Below are 18,189 nucleotides of genomic sequence, written 5' to 3' on the forward strand. Positions count from 1 at the left end.
TCAATGATCGGCTGGCGTTTGTACACTGTCGGCGGCATCGTCTTCGGGCCCAAGGTAGCGCTGCCACAGGGCGCGAACCGCCTCGCGGTGCACCTCGAATCCGTCTTCCGGTACCAGTGAGCCGGAACGGGTCAGCGCCGCACGGTGGCTGGCATCGCGATAGGCAAGCCAAGCCTTGCGCAGCTGCTCGGCGCCTTCAAACGGCAGATGGCCGGACGACTCCAGCGTCTCCAGAATGCGCATGTTGTCGGTGTAGGTCAGAAGCGCCTTCTCCCGATGCCCCATGGCCAGCACCGCAAACTGATTCATGAACTCGATATCGACCATGCCGCCCGGGTCCTGCTTGAGATGAAACCAGCCGGCGCTGCGGGATTGCGCGCTGCTGCCCAGGTGCTGTCGCATCTTCTCGCGCATGGCCACCACTTCGCGCTTGAGCGTGGCCACATCGGACTCGCTGGAAAGCGTCTCGCGGCGAATGTCGTCAAAGCGTTTGGCCAGTATCCGGCTGCCGGCCACGGCGCGGGCGCGCACCAGTGCCTGATGCTCCCATACCCACGCTTCGCGCCGCTGGTAGTCGGCAAAGGCCTCCAGCGACGACACCAAAAGCCCCGAATTGCCCGACGGGCGCAGGCGCATATCCACCTCATAGAGCACGCCGGCCGGCGTCGTGGTCGTCAGCATGTGGATGATGCGCTGGCCCATGCGCGCGTAAAACACCGGGTTGTCGAGACTGCGCGGCCCGTTGGTACTACCGCGCGGGTCGGCGTCGTGCAAAAAGACCAGATCCAGATCGGATCCGTAGCCCAGCTCGATCCCCCCCAGCTTGCCGTAGCCCACCACCAGAAAATCGATCTCCTCGGCGCCGGCGTGGCTGCCGTCGCGCCTTCGGGGATAGCCGTAGCGCGCCGTCAGACCCTGCCAGGCCAGCTGCACCACAGCCTCGAGCACCACCTCGGCAATCATGGTCAGATGATCGCTGACCACCATCAGCGGGCGCGCTCCGGCCACATCGGCCGCTGCCACGTTGAGCACGCGCGCATGACGAAACAGTCGCAGCGCCTCGAGCTGGCTCTCCTCGTCACCGGGCGGCAGTCGCGACAGGGTCTGACGCAGCTCGTCTTCGAGTTCGCTGCGCTCGGGCGGCGTGTAGAGATTGCGCGGGTCGAGCAGCTCATCGAGCAGCACCGGGTAGCGCGCCAGCTGTTCGCTGATCCAGGCGCTGGCACTGCACAACCGCACAAACTGCGTCAGCGCATCGGGATTTTCCTTGAGCAGCGACAGATAGGCCGTACGGCGCAGTACGGCCTCCACCAGCGCCAGCACGCGCTCCAGCGTGATATCCGGGGTTTCCGTGGTGGCCACGTTGGACAACAACACCGGCATCAAAGCTTCCAGACGCTCAAAGCCGATGCGCTGCATGCCGGTCACGGCGCGTCCGTGGCGCAGCTTGAGCAGACGCTCGCGCGCCCGCGGCGGGTCGCGAAAGCCGGCCTCGGACAGCAAAGCGATGGCGGCCTCATCGTCAAAGGCTTCCTGCCACAGCGCCCGCCACTCCTCCAGCGCGCCGGCCTCGATCAGCTCATGATCTTCCTCTTCCGGCGGGGCGATGACCTCATCGAAACGCTCGCGCACTCGGCGCCGTACCTCGTCAAGATTCGCCACCAGCCCTTCCCAGTGCTCATGACCCATGGCGAAGGCAATCCGGGCCCGGGGAAGGTCCTCGTCGGGCAGCGACTGGGTCTGGCGGTCTTCCAGCCCCTGCAGGGCATGTTCAAGGTCGCGCAGGAAAACGTAGTCGGCCTGCAGGGCGCGCACGTCATGGCGTGACATGATTTCAAGGCGCTCAAGCTCGGCCAGCGCCCGCTTGAGCGAGGGCGTTTGCAGCTCGGTCACGCGCCCGCCGCGAATCAGCTGAAAGGCCTGAACAACAAACTCCACTTCCCGAATGCCACCGGCACCCAGCTTGATATCGTCCTCGCGCCCGCGCCGTCTGACCTCACGGTTGATCAACGCCTTCATCTCGCGCAGCGATTCGATCGCGCCAAAGTCGATGTACTTGCGATAGACAAAGGGTCTGAGATCCCCCAGAAGGCGCTGGCCCGCCTCAAGATCACCGGCCACCGGGCGCGCCTTGAGCATGGCGTAGCGCTCCCACTCGCGCCCCTGGCTCTGGTAATAGGACAGCATACTGGCAAAGCTGCCGGTCAGCGGCCCGCCATCCCCCAGGGGTCGCAGACGCATGTCCACGCGAAAAACAAAGCCGTCTGTCGTGATGGCATCGAGAGCAGAGATGACCTTCTGGCCCAGCCGGGTGAAGTACTCCTGATGCTCCAGGGTGCGCTCCCCGCCCTGTGTCTGACCCTTTTCGGGGTAGGCAAAGATCAGATCAATGTCGGAGGAGAGATTGAGCTCGCCGGCCCCCAGCTTGCCCATGCCGAGGATCACCATGCGCTGAGGCCGTCCTTCGCTGTCTGGTGACGGCGCGCCGTAGCGCGCGGCCATCGCCCCTTCGTGCCAGCGCAGGGCCGCCTCCATGCAGACCTCGGCCAGTCGCGACACGGCGGCCGCGATTGCCCAGGCATCGGCATGGTCGTTACGGTCGCGCCAGATGATCGCCACCATGCGCTCACGTCGAAACCGGCGCAGCACCTGCTGCATGTCCGCCTCGGTGGCCGCCCCTTCAAGCGCGCTGTCAAGCCAGTGCTCGAGCGTCTCTCGCCCCGGCGCGGCGACCAGCTCTTCATGCGAGAGCAGGCGATCAAGCATGACGCCATCATGGGAAAGGGCCCGGGCCACAAAATCGCTGGCGGTAACGGTCGTGACCAGTTCACGCAGGCGCTCTTCGCCCAGACGCGCCAGCAGCGCCTCATCAAACGTCTCGAGGGTACGACGTGCCTGGGACTGCAGTGCTTCAGGCAGGCCCGTCAGGGCGGCTTGCAGTGACATGGAAGGGCCTCTCTTTGATCCGTTGTCTGTCAGCATAACGAAGATTGCAGTCCGAGCCATCACCCCGCATGCTTGTCATGTCTGTCCGGGACACGAAACGCGCTGTCTCGCGATCACTGGATGATCAAGGAGTTGCCATGGCTGAGGTTATTCCCTTCAACGGACACTACCGACACGACCATCGTGAGCCGCACGGCTGCTTCGATGCGCACCTGCATATCATCGACCCCCGCTTTGCGCTGATCGACAATCAGGGCTATCGCCCCGAGCCCTTCACCGTCGAGGATTACCGCAAGGCCACTCGCGGGCTGGCCATCCGGGGCGGTGCCATTGTCTCGGGCTCCTTTCAGGGCACCGACCAGAATTATCTGCTCGCAGCGCTGGAAACGCTGGGCGGAGATTTCGTGGGCGTGACCCAGCTGCCCGACGAGACCAGCGATGAGCGCCTGCTCGAGCTCGACGAGGCCGGTGTCCGGGCCATCCGGTTCAATCTCAGACGCGGTATCGAAACGGACATCGCCGCCATGATCCGCCAGGCCCGACGCGTTTTCGACGTGGTCGGCTGGCACTGCGAGATCTATGCCGATGCCCACGATCTTGCCCCGCATCTGACCCTGCTGCGCGCCCTGCCCTCGATGGTCATCGATCACCTGGGGCTGTCGCAGGAGGGGCTGCCCACCCTGCTGGCACTGGTTGAGGCGGGCGCACGCGTCAAGGCCACAGGTTTCGGGCGCGTCTCGCTGGACGTGCCGGCAACGCTTGCCGCCATCGCCGATATCAACCCCCATGCCCTGCTGTTTGGCACCGATCTACCGGGCACGCGCGCGCCGCGTCCTTTCAACGAAGGCGATATCGAGCTTTTGCACAACACCCTGGGCGATACCAACGCCATGCTGGCTCTGCATGACAATGCCGTGGCCCTTTATCGACCACGCGGCAGCGACAGCGTGGCCTGATACGTCATAATCGCGCCACCGCCAATGATCCTTTTGTTCGCTGCTGGAGCCTGACCACCTTGCTCGCCGATCGTCTGCCTGCCTCTTCCCTTTTTCGCTGGACACTGCTGTTAAGCGCCTGTGGCCTGGCAAGCCTTTTACTGCAGCTGGTGCACATGCCGGCCGGCGCCCTGATCGGGCCCATGGCGGTGTCTGTCGTCTTTGGCGTCACCGTCGGCGGGCTGAAACTGCCGCGGGTGCTGTTCAAGTCGGGTCAGGGGGTGATTGGGCTGCTGATTGCCCAGGCGATGACGCTGACGGTGCTCTCCACCATCGCCGAAAGCTGGCCGGCGATGGTGCTGGCCACCGTGGTCACGCTGGTGCTGAGCACCGTGGTGGGGATTTTGCTGGTGCGCTACGGCGGCCTGCCCGGCACCACCGCCGCCTGGGGCACCACGCCGGGCGCGGCGGCGGCGATGGTCGCCATGTCGGAACAGGCCAACGCCGACCCACGCATCGTTGCCACCATGCAGTATGTGCGCGTGCTCTGCGTGATCATGGCCGGCGCCCTGGTCAGCCATTTTCTGGGCGTCTCGGGACAGTCCCACGGGCCGTCTCACACCATGACGTGGGATCTGCACGGTCTGCTCTCGCTTGCGGTCTCGATCGCACTGATTGCCGTGGGCATCCTCGTCTGTGATCGCCTGCTGCCGGCCGGCGCCCTGCTGGGCCCGATGCTGCTGGGCACCGTGGTACAGGTTTCGGGCGTCATCGATATCGAACTGCCGCTGCCGCTGCTGGAGGCGGCCTACGCCTGCATTGGCATTTACGTCGGACTGCGTTTTGACCGACAGACCGTGCGCAGCGTCATGCATGCCTTCAAGTGGATGCTGCTGGCCTCCATTATGCTGATTGCCTTCTGTGCGCTGTCGGCGCTGATGCTGGTGCCGATGATGCACAGCGACTTTCTGACGCTCTATCTGGCCACCAGCCCCGGCGGTCTGGATTCGATGACCATCATCGCACTCGACACCCACGCCGATGTGGCCATCGTTGCCGCCCTGCAGGCACTGCGCCTTTTCACCGTGGTGCTCATCGGCCCCTCCATGGCGCGCTTTATTGCCCGCTTTGCCCGGGAAGGTTCGGGTCAGCCACACTGAAGCATCCGCCGGCCATTCAAGGTCGGTATGGCACCACCCCTTTTACCGATATCGGAGCCTTTCATGACAACGCATATTGTGGCCGGCTGTCTGCTGGATAACGCTGGCAGGCTTTTGGTGGTCAAAAGCGCAGGCCAGTCCCTTTTTACACTGCCGGGGGGCGCGCCTTCCGCACAACATGGCGAAACACCGCTGGGGACTCTGTCGCGCTGCTGTGCGCCCTGTCTGGGGCAGGGGCTCGAGGACGAACAGTGCATCATGCTCGGGCGCTTTCGCAGCCGCCAGGACGACACGCAGATCGATGCCGATGTATTTATCATCGAAAATTTTGAAGGGGACGCCACCCCCGGTGGCGAAATCGAAACGCTGCACTGGATGGCACTCGATGACGACACGCTCTCGCTGGCCCCGCTGCTCAGCGACGAGGTTCTGCCGGCGCTGAGGCAGCGCCTTGACTGACATGACCGATACCAATCCCAAAGCGACAGGGCGTCGCCCGCCGCAGCGCCATGTGGCGCTGGCCCTGCTCAGCGCCCGCGACGAGGTGCTGCTGATACGCCAGGCGCCTCAGAGCCGCTACGGCCTGCCCGAAAGCACCGTCGACCGTGATGCGGACGACGACACCCTGACACATGCCGTGGCAGCGCTTCAGGCCGCCGTTCTTGCCGAGGGTTCAACGATGCCGGAAAGCGCCTGGCTGGGGCGCTTCGCCGCCCCCGATGAAAATGGCCGGCTCGACATGCTGGAAGTCTACCTGGCCCGCCTGGGTGAGGCCCGACTGCACCCGGATGTCGACTTCGAGCGTGCCTGGGCGCCGCTTTTGTCACCGCCGCCGGACAACATGATCGACCCGGCCATCGAGCTGCAGGTCATGCCGGCGCTGGCGCTTTTGATCGACCCGCAAGCGCCCACCTCGCGCTGATACACCGCTGGCCCTGACCGGCATGCAGTGTTATAGCTGTGACGTGACTTCCAACAATCGACAAAAGGGTCATGTCATGGACAGGATTGAAATGCACCACACCCTGATGGCCGCCCGGGCGCGTCAGAAGATGAGCTGGGACGATCTGGGCGAGGCCGTGGGCCGCTCGCCGGTCTGGGTCGCCTCCGTGTGCTACGGCATGAACAGCGCCCCACCCGACATCGCTCAACAAATCGCCAGCGCTCTGGGGCTTGAAGATGACGCGCTCATCGAAGCGCTCAAGGCCTATCCGACCAAGACTTGGGATGGCGCCATCCCGCAGGACCCGCTGATTTATCGCCTCTACGAAGTGGTCGGCGTCTACGGGCCGACGCTCAAGGACGTCATTCAGGAAAAGTTTGGTGACGGCATCATGAGCGCCATCGACTTTTCGATGGACGTCGAGCGAGAGGAAGACCCGAAGGGCGATCGCGTCAAAATCACCATGAACGGCAAGTTTTTGCCCTACAAGAGCTGGTAGTCGCTGACCGGTTCAGGCCGCGTCGATGAGTCCGGCGCGGTCAGTGCTCGGTCGGGCGCGTGTCGTCGCCCCGTGACATCAGCCACTGTCGGAACAGGCCGGCCGCCGGCGTGCCCTGATACTGTCCCGGCGTCAGCAGCGACAGTCGCCCACGGCTTTCAATGCGGGTATCGAGGGCGCTGACCAGTAGCCCCTCCCGCAGTTCGTGTTCCAGAAGCCGTGTCCAGCCCAGCGTCACCCCCTGACCGGCAAGCGTTGCGTTCATCAGGAGCTGGTAGCTGTTGGCGGACAGCGTGCGCGCCGGTGTCTGCCACCTCTCCCCCAGCGTCTCGCACCAGCACTGCCAGGTCAGCCAGTCATGGTAATGATCCTCGACCACCATCAGCACATGACGTGACAGCAGTGTCTCGACGCTGTCGGGTCGGCCCTCGCGGGCCAGATAGGTCGGCGAGCAGAGCACGGCGACCGCCTCGTGATCAAAAATCGCCTGCGCTGTCATGCCGGGCGGGTCGATTTCGTCGGGCAGGTGGTAGTAGATGCCCAGGTCGCACTCGCCCGGCTCCAGTCGATTGGGGTCCTCGATGATCAGCATGCGGATGCTGATGTCCGGATGGCGGGCCTGAAAGTCGCTCAGCTGGCGCGACAGCCAGAAGGAGGCGATGGTGGGTGATGAGGCGATGGTCAGGCTCTGCTCGTTCGGGCGACGGCGAATCTCGGCGCTGGCCTCACCCAGCTCGCGTAAAAGGCGCTGAACGAGCCGGTAATAGCGCTCGCCGGTTTCGGTCAGAGCCAGCCCGGTCTGCTGTCGTTCGAAAAGCGGCTGTTCCAGATCGCTCTCGAGCCGCTGAATCTGACGACTCACGGCGCTCTGGGTCAGGGCCAGCTCGTGGCTGGCCCGGGTGATACTGGCAAGGCGTGCCGCCGCCTCGAAGGCACGCAGACAGTTCAGGGGCGGCAACGCATGACGTGCAGACATGAAAAACACTCCTGCCGGCCGGGGCGGGCCAGCATAGCATGCCCGCCCCGGTCGACAGGACACCGTCAGATCGCCGTACGCGCGATGGTGTGCGCCCACTGGCGCTCGCTGACGACCCGATTCCCCTCACGCGCCACCTGTGAAGCGTCAAGATAAAAGTTCGTCTCGTCGCAGCGAAGCTGATAGCGGCTTTCGACCTCGACCGAAAACTGCCCCGCCCCCTCATTGCGACTCGCCCGGTAGGTCCACTGGATCTCGGCACGCGTTTTCGTGGCATCCGTGGGGTGGCTGGTATAGACCTCACGCGCGCGCTGATCGACTCTCAATCCGTGATCGACAAAGCGCACGTCGCCCATGTCATCTTCCACGGTCACGCTGACCTCACCGCTGCCCACATCCTCACTGATCGTGCGCTTTGGCACCCCGGGGCGCAGCGTTTCCAGCCGGCAGGGCGTGGCTGTCTCGGGCGGTTCGAACGGCATATCGATATGGGCCGTTCTGGAGACCGGCAGCTCCAGACGCGGCGTACCGGCCAAAAGGGTCAGATCCGAGCGCTGTTTCGGCGACCACACCAGTGGAAAGCTGGCACTCGATAGCGCCACGCGCAGTCGATGGCCTTTCGGCAGGCGATAGCCGATCAGATCCATCGCCAGGCGAATCTGCAGGGGCGCCCCCGGCACGGGCGGCTCGATCACACCCGGATCGTTACGCAGGTTGAGATTGAGCGTGCCATAGGTGATCAGCGCGCTTTCGCCGTCGGGCGAGACGTCACACAGGCGCACATTGAGCTGGCCGCCGTCGGTGTCGCTGGCCAGTGACACCTCAATGGTCGGTTGGCCCAGCAGTTCAAGCCCTGCCGCCCACGGCTCGGAGTCAAAGGTCAGCGCCAGACCGTCATCGCGGCGCTGGTCGGGCGGAAAATCGGCGCCGTACCAGAGCCCGATGTATTCGCCCTGCAATGAGCCGGCCGTCAGCGGCGAGGTAATTCGCCGTGATTCGCTCAGTTCCCCGCGCGCCACCAGCCCATGATCGCCCAGCATCAGCGTGGTCGTCTCGACCTCATCATCGGGTGCCGGCCAGCCATGCGTGCGCACCCACTGCCCCGGGCGCACGTCATACTTTGGCGCCGGCGGCAGGCCGTCCTGCAGATAGAAGGTGCACTCGGGTTCCTCCATGATCCCGGTGTCGATATCCTTCAACCAGTAGTCCCACCAGCGCAGCGCCTCCTGCAGAAAACCGATGGCCGGATCAGGGATCGCAAAGTGCGGGTACTTGTGAATCCAGGGACCCACCAGCGCCTTTTTGGGACAGGTGAGCTGTTCCATCATCCGCGGGATCGCGTTCATGTAGGCATCACCCCAGCCGCTGATGGCATAGACCGCCGCCTCGATATCGCCGTAGTTTTCACACACCGAGCCGTGGCGCCAGTAGTCATCACGGTGCTGATGGCCAAGCCAGGTTTGCGCCAGCAGTGGCATGTTCTCAAGCCGGTTGAGCCACATCTCGCGCCAGCGCTCGCCTACCAGCTGCGGGTCGGGCACGGCGGCCGAAAAGCTCAGCATGGTTGCCGCCCAGCCGAGATTTTCCAGCAGCATGTTGCCGCCCTTGTAGTGGATATCATCGGCGTAGCGGTCATCGGTGGAGCACAGCGTGATGATCGCCTTGAGCGGCTCGGGGCGCAGCGCGGCCAGCTGCAGGCCGTTAAAGCCGCCCCACGAGATGCCCATCATGCCGAGTTTGCCGGTACACCAGGGCTGCGATGCGATCCAGTCGATCACCTCTAGCCCGTCGGCCTGCTCCTGCGGGGCATACTCATCCTGCATCAGCCCGTCGGATTCGCCGTTGCCGCGCATGTCGACCCGCACGCAGGCGTAGCCGTGCCCGGCCAGATACGGATGGGTCAGCTCATCGCGCACTGCCGTGCCGTCGCGCTTGCGATAGGGCAGATATTCCAGGATCGCCGGAACCGGATGCTGCTCGGCGTCTTCCGGCAGCCAGATGCGCGCGGCCAGCCGGGTGCCGTCGGAAAGCGTGATCCAGGTATTGTCGATATGACGCACGCGGTGAGGAAAGTCATCCCTGATGTTCATTGTCTTGCGGCCCGTTCGGTCGTGGAGGGGGGTTCAGTCGTCGTGGCGTGGCGGTCCGTGGTGTCGCCACTCATGCTGCCCGACGACGCATTTTCCGACGGCCCGTTATCCGAGAGCACATTTTCCGACAGCACGTTTTCCGAGAGATAATCGGCCGTCTGCTCGAAAAGCGGCGGCTCATTGATTCGTGAGGGATCACCGATCCAGCGCCAGATCGAGACGCTGGCCAGCAGAATCATCAGCATCGCCGGCAGCCCGCCCAGGTTGGAAAGCATCTTCACCCCCTCGATGCCGACGAAGCTGGTCATGACCCAGGAGACGGTGCCGATGATCACGCCCCACACCACCTTCATGGGCAAAGAGCTGGTCATGTCGGAATCGGCGGTCAGCCCACGAGTGCACAGATTACCGATGGCATCGGTATTGGAATCCGCCGCCGTTACGTAGGAGATAAAGGCGATGAACAGCAAAAGCGGTACGGTAATGGCGCCCAGAGGCAGCTCGCCAAAGAAGCTGTAAAGCACCTGTTCGATACCTGCGTTGTTGAGCAGGGCATAGAGCTTCGAGTTGTCGGCCATGTCCAGATGCAGCGCGCTGGTCGAGAAGATGATGATCCAGGCCATCGCACACAGCGCCGGCAGGATCAGATTGATGTTGAGAAATTCGCGCACCGTATAGCCGCGCGAGATGCGTCCCAGAAACAGCGAGGTCACCGGCGCCCAGGCGAACCACACCGCCCAGTAGAAGATGCTCCACGACTGCGCCCAGGTGTCCTCTGCCGCCGTGCCGGTATAAAGACTTTGTACGAAAAAGCCGTCCAGATAGGTGCCGATCGACTCCACCCCCAGCCCCAGCATGTAGAGCGTCGGGCCGGTAATCAGCACAAAAACGGCAACCACCAGCAACAAGAACGCGTTGAGCGAGGAAAGTCTGGCGATACCGCGCTGCAGGCCGGTGGCCGCCGAGATCACGAAGGTGGTCACGATCAGCGCGGTCACGATACCCAGCTTCCAGGGGCTGGTCTCTCCACCGATGTAGCCGTTGAGTCCGCCGGTAATGGTCAGCGTGCCGGTGCCCAGCGATGAGGCCATGCCGGCCACCAGTGCATAGAGCGCCACGGCATCGATCAGCCCGCCGACGCGGCGCACGCGCGCCCGACCAAACAGCGGCTCGAAAAAACTGGCGATCGAGAAGCGCTGGCGGCGGTTGTAAAACACCAGCGCAAAAACCAGGGCCGGTACGGCGTAAATGGCGTAGGGGGTAAACGTCCAGTGCAGGAACATGCTGGAGATGGCAAAGCGGGCGGCCTCAGGGGATTCGGGCGGGATGCCAAGCCCCGGCGCCGGGCCGTGGAAGTGATACAAAGGCTCGGACGTGGTCCAGAAAAGGATGCCAACCGCCAGCGTGGTGCACAGCGTGATCGAAAACCAGCGCAGCTTTGACAGCAATGGCGTGGCCTTCTCCCCGCCAATGCGGATACGGCCCAGTGGCGAGACATAAATAATGATGCCCAGCACCAGCAGATAGAAGCTGCCCAGGCTGAAAAGCCACGAAAAGTGACTCAAAACGAATGTGTTGAGCGCACCGGCCACGCTGACAAAGCCTTCCAGATTGACAAAGCTTGTGACAACGGCGGCCAGCAGCACCAGAAACACGGGCCAGAAAACCCATGGTCGAATGGAATGTGTCATCGCGGTTTTCCCGTAATTTATCGTTATGTGTCCTGCATGACGCAAACATCTCGAGGGCATGACGGCGTTATCGCCGACCCTCATACCACAAGGGAATACCTGATCCATCCAAAGCCTTTCAGCCAGGCCTTGCAATCAATAAATGGGTATACGGGCATGACCTGTGGACATGACGGATCATTAACCTTCAGAAACCGCCCACAAAAAACGGCCCGAAGCGAATCGCTTCGGGCCGTCATGGCGAAGATGGGCAGGGCCGCCGCGGGTCAGGTCAAACGCACCACCAGCAGGCTGCCCCAGACCAGAAAGGCAAACAGGACGCAGAGAAAAACGGCAGCCGAGCCAAGGTCCTTGGCACGCCCGGAGAGCTCGTGGTGCTCAACGCCGATGCGGTCCACCACGGTTTCCACGGCAGAGTTGAGCAGCTCCACTGCCATGACCAGCACCGCACTGCCCATCAGCAACAGCCATTCGATCAGCGACTGCCCCAGCCAGAAGGTGGCCGGCAGCAGCACCACGGTCACGATCAGCTCCTGGCGAAAGGCCGCCTCATTGTGCCAGGCCGCCGACAGCCCTTTCCAGGAGTAGCGCGTGGAATGAAATAGCCGCTTGATACCGGTATGCGCGGGCTTCATGCAGAAGGTTCCTGTCCATGGATCACAGGTGTCGCAGGCAACCTGCCATCTTTAAGGGGAAGGAGGCATCCTACCAAAGCAGTGCACTGCGGGGCCACGACCGGCGCCGGCCCGGGCATGAAAAGATGCCGCCCGGCAGCGGCATGGCGTCTGCCCGACCTGTCGAAGGGCTGACAGCCGGGCGGACATGAGGTCAGTGGCCGGCGATCATGGCATCGATATCGCTGGCCACCGCCTCAAGGGTGGTGGTCCAGTTGATATAGGGCGTGGGGGCCAGACCGTTGACCATGACCGTAAAGGCGCCCCAGCGCCCGGACTGCGTTCGAAAATAGCCCGCCACGGCGCGTACCGGCACCGGTTCGTTGAGGGTGCCGGTCTTGATCATCACGTTTTGCTGAAAGCGCTGGCTGCCGCGGCGAACAAAGTTCATCGGGCCGTTGACCGGCGTCTGCATGCCGGCCACAAAGACTGGAAAGAGCGCCGGCTGATGGTACATGTGATCAAGCAGCGCCGTGACACCACGGGCGCTGGTCTGACTTTCCGGCGTCAGACCGCTGCCGGAGCGCATATCGACCGGACCATGCCCGGGGATGCCGGTGGCAAAGGCGCTCAGAGCGGCGCCGGCACTCTGCATGGTGGGGGTACCATTGACCAGATTCAGCGCCAGAACGTCGGCCATGAAGTTGTTGGAGTAGTTGAGCATGCGCAGCAGCAGCTCCTGCAGCGGCTTGCCCTCGACCGCTGACAGCGTCTGCGCTGTTGTCGCGGGGCGACTCGAGGTGGCAGCAAACCCGCCCGTCACCGCAATGCCGGCATCGTTCATCAGCGACTCGAGCGTTTTGAGCGCCTGGCCGGCCGGGTCGGCGCTGGAGCGATACACGCTGCTGGGCGCGCTGCCCAGCCGGATCTGCCCGGAGACCACCATGGTGTCTTCGCCATTGACGGTCGTGCGCTCGGCGCTGATGCCGGTATTGCCCTGCGACACGGTGGTTACCCGGTTATCCACTCGCGTCAGCGGCGTGGGGCCGGCGCAGCTGCTCACCCGGGCCGGCACCCCCTCGGCCTCGCCCGGCATCACGCGCAGACACCAGGTGGCAAAATCCACCGCCGTGGACGTGAGCTGAGCATCGAAGGCATGTCGAGTACGCATGCGGGCGTCACACCGATCCGTGGTCACGCAGCTTACCGGGCCGAAACGCCACTGGCTGGCCAGCACCCGGCCGTCGATACGACGGATACCCCGGCTTGCCAGCCCCTGGACCAGCAGCCAGTAGTCTTCGCTGGTCATGCCCGGGTCACCGCCGCCATCAAGGATCAGGTCGCCCTTGAGCACGCCATCCACGATGGCACCGCTGCTGCGAAGCTCGGTGGTAAAGCGCTTTTGCGGCCCCCACTGGGTCAACGCCGCCGCGGCCGTATAAAGCTTGGATACCGACGCCGGTGTCATCTGCCGGTCGGGGGCGATACTGCCCAGTGACTCACCGCTGTCCAGAAGGCGGGCCTGGGCACCGACGACAAATCCCTTGTCCGTCAGCGCCTGGGTGGCAGGAAAACCATCGGCATGCGCCCCGGGGGTTACCACCGACCCGGTGATCAATAGCATCAGGAAAAGCAACAGACAGGACAAAAGGCGTAAGACACTGAAATGACTTTCGCCTACGGCGCTAAACCTTACAGGCATGAAAAATTCCCTGTTTCATGGGCATCTTGTTTAAGCCTCAGAGTAATGGGCATGCCTGTGCCGTGGCAATGCGATACGCCGGCATCCACGGTGTTTTTATATATTTATTGCGCGTTCATCTTCGAAAAGAACTGCAGGACCACCACACCCGCCACGATGAGCGCGATACCCAGAAGCGCCGGCGCGTCGGGTCGCTCGCCAAAGATGACCATGGCCACCAGCAGCGTCAGCACCATGCCAAGACCGGCCCAGATGGCGTAGGCCACCCCCACGGGCATGCTCTTGAGCACCATCGACAGCAGATAAAACGCCAGCGCATAGCCCACCACCGTGATCAGGCTGGGGCCTGGCCGGGTAAAGGTGTTGGAGGCCTTGAGGGCGTTGGTGGCAATAACTTCGGCACAAATGGCGAGTATCAAATAGAGATAGGTCAGCCAGGGCATGACGTCTTCCTTCCATGGTGGGTCGCGGCGGGGTTCAAGCGTAGTCGATATCCATGGAAGTCAACGCACACTCGAGCTGCCACAGGGTATGCCCGCTGTCGAAGTACTTGCGCTCGAAGGCGCTGATGAAATCGCTTTCCGGCGTCAGCGACAGCGCCTCCACAGGCGGCTTCTGGCCCGTGGCCAGATTAATGGCGCAGGCGAACTCATCGACGTAGACCTGCCAGTTGCTGCGAAGGGTCAGCACCCCGCCCAGTGCCACCACCACCGGGAACACCGGATGGGCATGCCAGCGTCTTTTGAGCTGCGACGCCTTGGGATAGGGGTTGGGATAGAGCACGAAATGGCGTACCGGCTGCCAGCCGGCCAGATGCGCCAGACGCCAGAAATCGACCAGATCGGCCCGCACCCGCAGGGCATTATCGGGAAAGGCGCCCAGTGTCCGGTCGTGGTTTCGCGACAGCCGGTCGGCGCTTCGGTCGATGCCCAGCACGCAGGCCCGGGGGTAACAACGGGCCAGCTGTCGGGTCGAGTGGCCCGTGCCACAGCCGGCGTCCAGAATCAGCGGCCCGCCGTGGGCCTGATAGAACTGCTGCGCCGTGTCAAAGGCGGCCCGGGTGTGCTCGGCGATGGGTCGCTGCCACTGATGGTCGAGCGCGCGCTGAACATGAAAGGTCAGGTCAGGATGCAGACCCGATTGCGTAGAGTGTACCGGTGTGGAGTTGGCGAACATGGTAACGTTTAACAATAATGATGGAACTTTATTGGCACCGCACGGCGCCAACCCCTGATGTCAACGGATCAAGACCCCCATGCAGGCATGGCTTCAGCAGCTTCTGGACACGCACGGCTACACGGCCATTACCCTGCTGACAATGCTCATCAATGCCTTTCCGCCCCTGCCGGCCGAGTCGACGCTCCCCGTTCTTGCCCACATCATGTCCTCCGGCGCCATGACGCCGGCGCCGGCCATCGTGGCCGCTACTCTGGGGCTGGTACTGGGAACGCTGCCGCTTTATATACTGGGGCGCTGGCTCGACGAGCGTCAGTGCATGCGCTTTCTGGCCCGCCACGGACACTGGCTGGCCCTTGCACCACAGGATATCGAGCGCTCGAGCCGGCGCTTCGGGCGTTATGGTGCGCTGGTTGTCCTGTTCGGACGCCTGATTCCGGGTATGCGATCGCTGGTATCGATACCGGCGGGCTTTCACCGCATGCCGCTTTTGCCCTACCTGTTCTACACCACGCTGGGTTCCTGCCTGTGGGCGTGCTGTCTGGTCGGCGGCAGCCACTGGCTTTTACAGCATACGGCGCTGTCGGGCAGCCTGTGGGTGGTTCTGGTAGTGCTGCTGGCCGTCGTCGTGCTGTATGTGGTGCGTCTGTGGCGCCACCACCGGCGCACCACCAACCGGTGACCGGGCGATCGAGGCAGACACTGCCCCGCGCCTGTGCCCTCGACACTCTACCACCCTGACATGACAACTCGTTGACCGGCCGACATGACGTCCTGCCCGGGGCGATGCTATCATGACTGCCCTGTTTTGGCGGAGCCATCACGGCATGTGATGGAGACAAATCGCCATCCTTTCAGCGACGCGGTCGCCATGGCTTTATCGCTTCCTTATAGGCATCAACACGAGGGTTTCGGCTTGTCACAGTTACCGGTGATCGTCGGCATGGGCGGTATCAATCCCGCTGGCAGAACGTCCGGTCATCAGTCCTTTTACCGGACCGTGATCGATGCGCTGCCTGAAAAGACCCGACACTACACCCTCTCGGGACTGGCCCGTCTGATGGGACAGCACCTGCCGGACGAGACGGATGATCACGGTAACGCCCCTGACGATGCCACCCTGGCCGCACGCCACGAATCCTACATCCTTCGTCATACCCTGATTCGGCGTATCGAGGACGAGCGCTTTGCCGATGCCGGTATCCCGGCCAATCGCCAGGCCAGCCTGACGCTGGATGCCCCGCTGACGGTCAGCCTCAGTCGTCGCCAGGTGCCCGAGAATCCGCCGGCACACTGGCAGATCGAGGCGATCAATGAGCGTCACGTCAGCGTGACCATTCCTGCCGGCGAATTTGACGTCCTGCTGCCGGAGCGGCGCGACGCGCTGGTCAAGAGTGCCGGCCAGCTGCCGACCGGATTTGATCCGGCCGGTTTCTATCGCAGCGTGCACCACCCGCGCGCCCTGTCGATGACCATCTTTGCCGCCTCCGACTGCCTGGGCCAGAGCGGGTTTGAATGGGACAGCCTGAGCCAGAAGCTCGATCCCGATCAGATCGCCGTGTATGCCGGCAACTCGATCGGCCAGCTTGATGCCCAGGGCTGGGGTGGCCTTTTGAACAGTTTCGTAACCGGCCAGCGCACCACATCCAAGCAGATGCCGCTGGGCTATGGGCAGATGCCGGCCGATTTCCTCAATGCCTATGTGCTGGGCAGCGTGGGCGCTACCGGCGCCATGCAGGGCGCCTGCGCGACCTTTTTGTACAATCTGCGCCTGGGCGTGGACGACATTCGCATGGGTCGGCGCCGAATGGTCATGGTCGGCACCGCCGATGCCCCCATCACGCCGGAAATCGTTGAAGGCTTTCGCGTCATGAGCGCGCTGGCCGATGATGCCAGCGTCAAGGCGCTCGACGCTCTGGAGCTTTTGACCGACGAAGACTATCAGCGCGTGTGCCGCCCCTTTGCGCGCAACTGCGGTTTTACCATCGCCGAGTCCGCCCAGTTTGTCATGCTCATGGATGACAGTCTGGCGCTTGAACTGGGGGCCGATATCCTGGGCGCCGTGCCGGAAGTCTTTATCAATGCCGACGGCTACAAGCGCTCCATTTCAGCGCCCGGCATCGGCAACTACATCACGCTTGGCAAAAGCGTGGCGCTGGCCAGCAGCATTCTGGGTGAAAGGGCCGTGCGGGAACGCAGCTATATTCATTCTCACGGCACCAGCACCCCCAAAAATCGAATTACCGAATCCCATGTGCTCGACAGCGTGGCGCGCGCCAACGGCATCGAGCACTGGCCGGTGGCCGCCGTCAAGGCCTACCTGGGGCACTCCCAGGGCAGCGCCGCCGGCGATCAGCTGATGAGTGCGCTGGGCAGTTTCAAAACCGGCCTGCTGCCGGGTATTTTTACCCTCGATGCCGTGGCCGACGACGTTCATGGCGAGCGTCTGGATATCTTTCGCGACCATCGCGAGTTTCGCGCCGATGTCAGCTTCATCAACGCCAAGGGCTTTGGCGGCAACAACGCCACGGCGCCGCTGCTGTCACCGGAAGTGACAGAACGGCTTTTGACTCAGCGCCACGGCGAAGCGGCAATGACCCAGTGGCGTCGCCGCCGCGAGCAGATACGCGAGTGTCAGGCGCGCTTCGAGGCGCAGGCGCATCGGGGCGAGTTTTCACCCATTTACCGCTTCGGTGAGGGCGTGCTCGAAGGCCCCGAACTCGAGGTCAGCGCCCGCGACATTCGCATCCCCGGCTATCACAAACCGGTCTCGCTGGAGGTTGACAATCCCTTCGGCACGCTCGATTAATGCATCAACGGGGGCGACTGTGCCGGTCCGGCAGCAACGTTTGTCGCCCGGAAGACTTTACAGTAACCTCCCGACGCCGTCGGCAGCCCGGACGCGTATCATCGAAAGCCCTGACCGGCGTCACACTGCCGGCATGTCGGGGATTGATGGAGCCTGTACATGAACATTGTGGTCTACCCCGGAACGTTTGATCCGATCACCAACGGGCATACCGATCTGATCGAACGTGCCGCCTCGATGTTTGATCGCGTCATCGTTGCCATCGCGCAGAGTCCGCGCAAGCAGCCGGCGCTGTCACTTGATGAGCGGGTGGCACTGGCCCGGGAAATTCTGGGCCATCTCGACAATATCGAAGTGGTTGGGTTCAGCTGCCTTTTGACCCAGCTGGTGGACCGGGTGGGCGCCCGCATCATTTTGCGCGGTCTGCGCGCCGTCTCCGATTTCGAATACGAGCTGCAGCTGGCCAACATGAATCGGGCGCTGGCACCTCACGTGGAAAGCCTTTTTTTGACGCCCGAAGTCGAAAATTCCTATATTTCATCCACTATCGTGCGTGAAATTGCCCGCCTTGGCGGTGACGTTTCAACGATGGTGCATCCCCGCATCGCCCGGGCGCTGGAAGAACACTTTCGCAGCGACTGATACGGC

General features: G+C 63.2%; 16 protein-coding genes. 8 read left to right on the forward strand and 8 right to left on the reverse strand.

The window, feature by feature from the left end; all coding sequences use genetic code 11:
• Positions 1-2,946 carry a bifunctional [glutamate--ammonia ligase]-adenylyl-L-tyrosine phosphorylase/[glutamate--ammonia-ligase] adenylyltransferase gene (gene glnE, locus ACXMYO_RS10515; protein ID WP_457808666.1) on the reverse strand — a complete coding sequence of 982 codons (2,946 nt, stop codon included), beginning with the start codon at positions 2,944-2,946 and terminating at the stop codon, positions 1-3.
• 137 nt (positions 2,947-3,083) lie between these two features.
• On the opposite strand from glnE, the gene ACXMYO_RS10520 reads away from it, so the two are divergent.
• The 5 genes from ACXMYO_RS10520 to cynS all read left to right on the forward strand — a co-directional run bounded on the left by ACXMYO_RS10520 (position 3,084) and on the right by cynS (position 6,483).
• A complete protein-coding gene (locus ACXMYO_RS10520) occupies positions 3,084-3,902 on the forward strand; it encodes an amidohydrolase family protein (protein ID WP_438764506.1) in 819 nt (272 codons plus the stop codon).
• 59 nt (positions 3,903-3,961) lie between these two features.
• Positions 3,962-5,041 (forward strand): AbrB family transcriptional regulator, encoded by a 1,080-nt coding sequence (locus ACXMYO_RS10525; protein WP_457808667.1) that lies wholly within the window; start codon positions 3,962-3,964, stop codon positions 5,039-5,041.
• Between the two features lie 63 nt (positions 5,042-5,104).
• Positions 5,105-5,500, forward strand: a complete 396-nt coding sequence (locus ACXMYO_RS10530) for an NUDIX domain-containing protein (protein WP_438764508.1) — start codon at positions 5,105-5,107, stop codon at positions 5,498-5,500.
• 1 nt (position 5,501) lies between these two features.
• Positions 5,502-5,963, forward strand: coding sequence for a hypothetical protein (locus tag ACXMYO_RS10535; protein WP_457808668.1), 462 nt, complete (start codon positions 5,502-5,504; stop codon positions 5,961-5,963).
• 76 nt (positions 5,964-6,039) lie between these two features.
• Positions 6,040-6,483, forward strand: a complete 444-nt coding sequence (cynS, locus tag ACXMYO_RS10540) for a cyanase (RefSeq protein WP_457808669.1) — start codon at positions 6,040-6,042, stop codon at positions 6,481-6,483.
• Positions 6,484-6,523: 40 nt separating this feature from the next.
• Here cynS and ACXMYO_RS10545 read toward each other — a convergent pair whose 3' ends face one another.
• The 7 genes from ACXMYO_RS10545 to trmB form a co-directional block, all read right to left on the reverse strand.
• The gene (locus ACXMYO_RS10545) at positions 6,524-7,459 is read right to left on the reverse strand and encodes a LysR substrate-binding domain-containing protein (RefSeq protein ID WP_457808670.1); all 936 of its coding nucleotides are present in this window, start codon (positions 7,457-7,459) and stop codon (positions 6,524-6,526) included.
• Between the two features lie 65 nt (positions 7,460-7,524).
• Entirely contained in the window at positions 7,525-9,549 is a 2,025-nt protein-coding gene (locus tag ACXMYO_RS10550) for a CocE/NonD family hydrolase (protein WP_457808671.1), read from the reverse strand.
• Positions 9,546-11,240, reverse strand: coding sequence for a BCCT family transporter (locus ACXMYO_RS10555; RefSeq protein WP_457808672.1), 1,695 nt, complete (start codon positions 11,238-11,240; stop codon positions 9,546-9,548). Before ACXMYO_RS10555 ends, ACXMYO_RS10550 begins: the two co-directional genes overlap by 4 nt.
• Before the next feature lie 266 nt (positions 11,241-11,506).
• Positions 11,507-11,875: a diacylglycerol kinase gene (locus ACXMYO_RS10560; RefSeq protein WP_438764515.1), complete on the reverse strand. Its 369-nt coding sequence runs from the start codon at positions 11,873-11,875 to the stop codon at positions 11,507-11,509.
• Between the two features lie 193 nt (positions 11,876-12,068).
• Complete coding sequence (dacB, locus tag ACXMYO_RS10565) at positions 12,069-13,556, reverse strand: D-alanyl-D-alanine carboxypeptidase/D-alanyl-D-alanine endopeptidase (protein WP_457808673.1); 1,488 nt, start codon at positions 13,554-13,556, stop codon at positions 12,069-12,071.
• A gap of 104 nt (positions 13,557-13,660) precedes the next feature.
• Positions 13,661-13,999 (reverse strand): DMT family transporter, encoded by a 339-nt coding sequence (locus ACXMYO_RS10570; RefSeq protein WP_457808674.1) that lies wholly within the window; start codon positions 13,997-13,999, stop codon positions 13,661-13,663.
• A 34-nt stretch (positions 14,000-14,033) separates the two neighbouring features.
• Positions 14,034-14,732, reverse strand: a complete 699-nt coding sequence (trmB, locus tag ACXMYO_RS10575) for a tRNA (guanine(46)-N(7))-methyltransferase TrmB (protein WP_457808675.1) — start codon at positions 14,730-14,732, stop codon at positions 14,034-14,036.
• Between the two features lie 79 nt (positions 14,733-14,811).
• Between trmB and ACXMYO_RS10580 the strand changes: the two genes are divergently transcribed.
• From ACXMYO_RS10580 to coaD, 3 genes are all read left to right on the forward strand, one after another.
• On the forward strand, positions 14,812-15,414 hold the full coding sequence (locus tag ACXMYO_RS10580; RefSeq protein ID WP_457808676.1) for a DedA family protein: 603 nt from the start codon (positions 14,812-14,814) through the stop codon (positions 15,412-15,414).
• A gap of 261 nt (positions 15,415-15,675) precedes the next feature.
• Entirely contained in the window at positions 15,676-17,541 is a 1,866-nt protein-coding gene (locus ACXMYO_RS10585; protein ID WP_438768459.1) for a beta-ketoacyl synthase, read from the forward strand.
• A 159-nt stretch (positions 17,542-17,700) separates the two neighbouring features.
• Positions 17,701-18,183 carry a pantetheine-phosphate adenylyltransferase gene (gene coaD / locus ACXMYO_RS10590; protein WP_438764521.1) on the forward strand — a complete coding sequence of 161 codons (483 nt, stop codon included), beginning with the start codon at positions 17,701-17,703 and terminating at the stop codon, positions 18,181-18,183.
• Positions 18,184-18,189: the final 6 nt, after the last annotated feature.

This window comes from Kushneria sp. EE4 (assembly GCF_977968315.1).

Excerpts from the sequence above, each read along its gene's own strand:
- ACXMYO_RS10535 (WP_457808668.1), top strand. The coding sequence starts at position 5,502 with ATGACCGATACCAATCCCAAAGCGACAGGGCGTCGCCCGCCGCAGCGC.
- trmB (WP_457808675.1), bottom strand. The coding sequence starts at position 14,732 with ATGTTCGCCAACTCCACACCGGTACACTCTACGCAATCGGGTCTGCAT.
- ACXMYO_RS10555 (WP_457808672.1), bottom strand. The coding sequence starts at position 11,240 with ATGACACATTCCATTCGACCATGGGTTTTCTGGCCCGTGTTTCTGGTG.
- ACXMYO_RS10550 (WP_457808671.1), bottom strand. The coding sequence starts at position 9,549 with ATGAACATCAGGGATGACTTTCCTCACCGCGTGCGTCATATCGACAAT.
- ACXMYO_RS10585 (WP_438768459.1), top strand. The coding sequence starts at position 15,676 with ATGGGCGGTATCAATCCCGCTGGCAGAACGTCCGGTCATCAGTCCTTT.
- ACXMYO_RS10580 (WP_457808676.1), top strand. The coding sequence starts at position 14,812 with ATGCAGGCATGGCTTCAGCAGCTTCTGGACACGCACGGCTACACGGCC.
- ACXMYO_RS10570 (WP_457808674.1), bottom strand. The coding sequence starts at position 13,999 with ATGCCCTGGCTGACCTATCTCTATTTGATACTCGCCATTTGTGCCGAA.
- glnE (WP_457808666.1), bottom strand. The coding sequence starts at position 2,946 with ATGTCACTGCAAGCCGCCCTGACGGGCCTGCCTGAAGCACTGCAGTCC.
- dacB (WP_457808673.1), bottom strand. The coding sequence starts at position 13,556 with ATGCCTGTAAGGTTTAGCGCCGTAGGCGAAAGTCATTTCAGTGTCTTA.
- ACXMYO_RS10545 (WP_457808670.1), bottom strand. The coding sequence starts at position 7,459 with ATGTCTGCACGTCATGCGTTGCCGCCCCTGAACTGTCTGCGTGCCTTC.
- coaD (WP_438764521.1), top strand. The coding sequence starts at position 17,701 with ATGAACATTGTGGTCTACCCCGGAACGTTTGATCCGATCACCAACGGG.
- ACXMYO_RS10520 (WP_438764506.1), top strand. The coding sequence starts at position 3,084 with ATGGCTGAGGTTATTCCCTTCAACGGACACTACCGACACGACCATCGT.
- cynS (WP_457808669.1), top strand. The coding sequence starts at position 6,040 with ATGGACAGGATTGAAATGCACCACACCCTGATGGCCGCCCGGGCGCGT.
- ACXMYO_RS10560 (WP_438764515.1), bottom strand. The coding sequence starts at position 11,875 with ATGAAGCCCGCGCATACCGGTATCAAGCGGCTATTTCATTCCACGCGC.
- ACXMYO_RS10530 (WP_438764508.1), top strand. The coding sequence starts at position 5,105 with ATGACAACGCATATTGTGGCCGGCTGTCTGCTGGATAACGCTGGCAGG.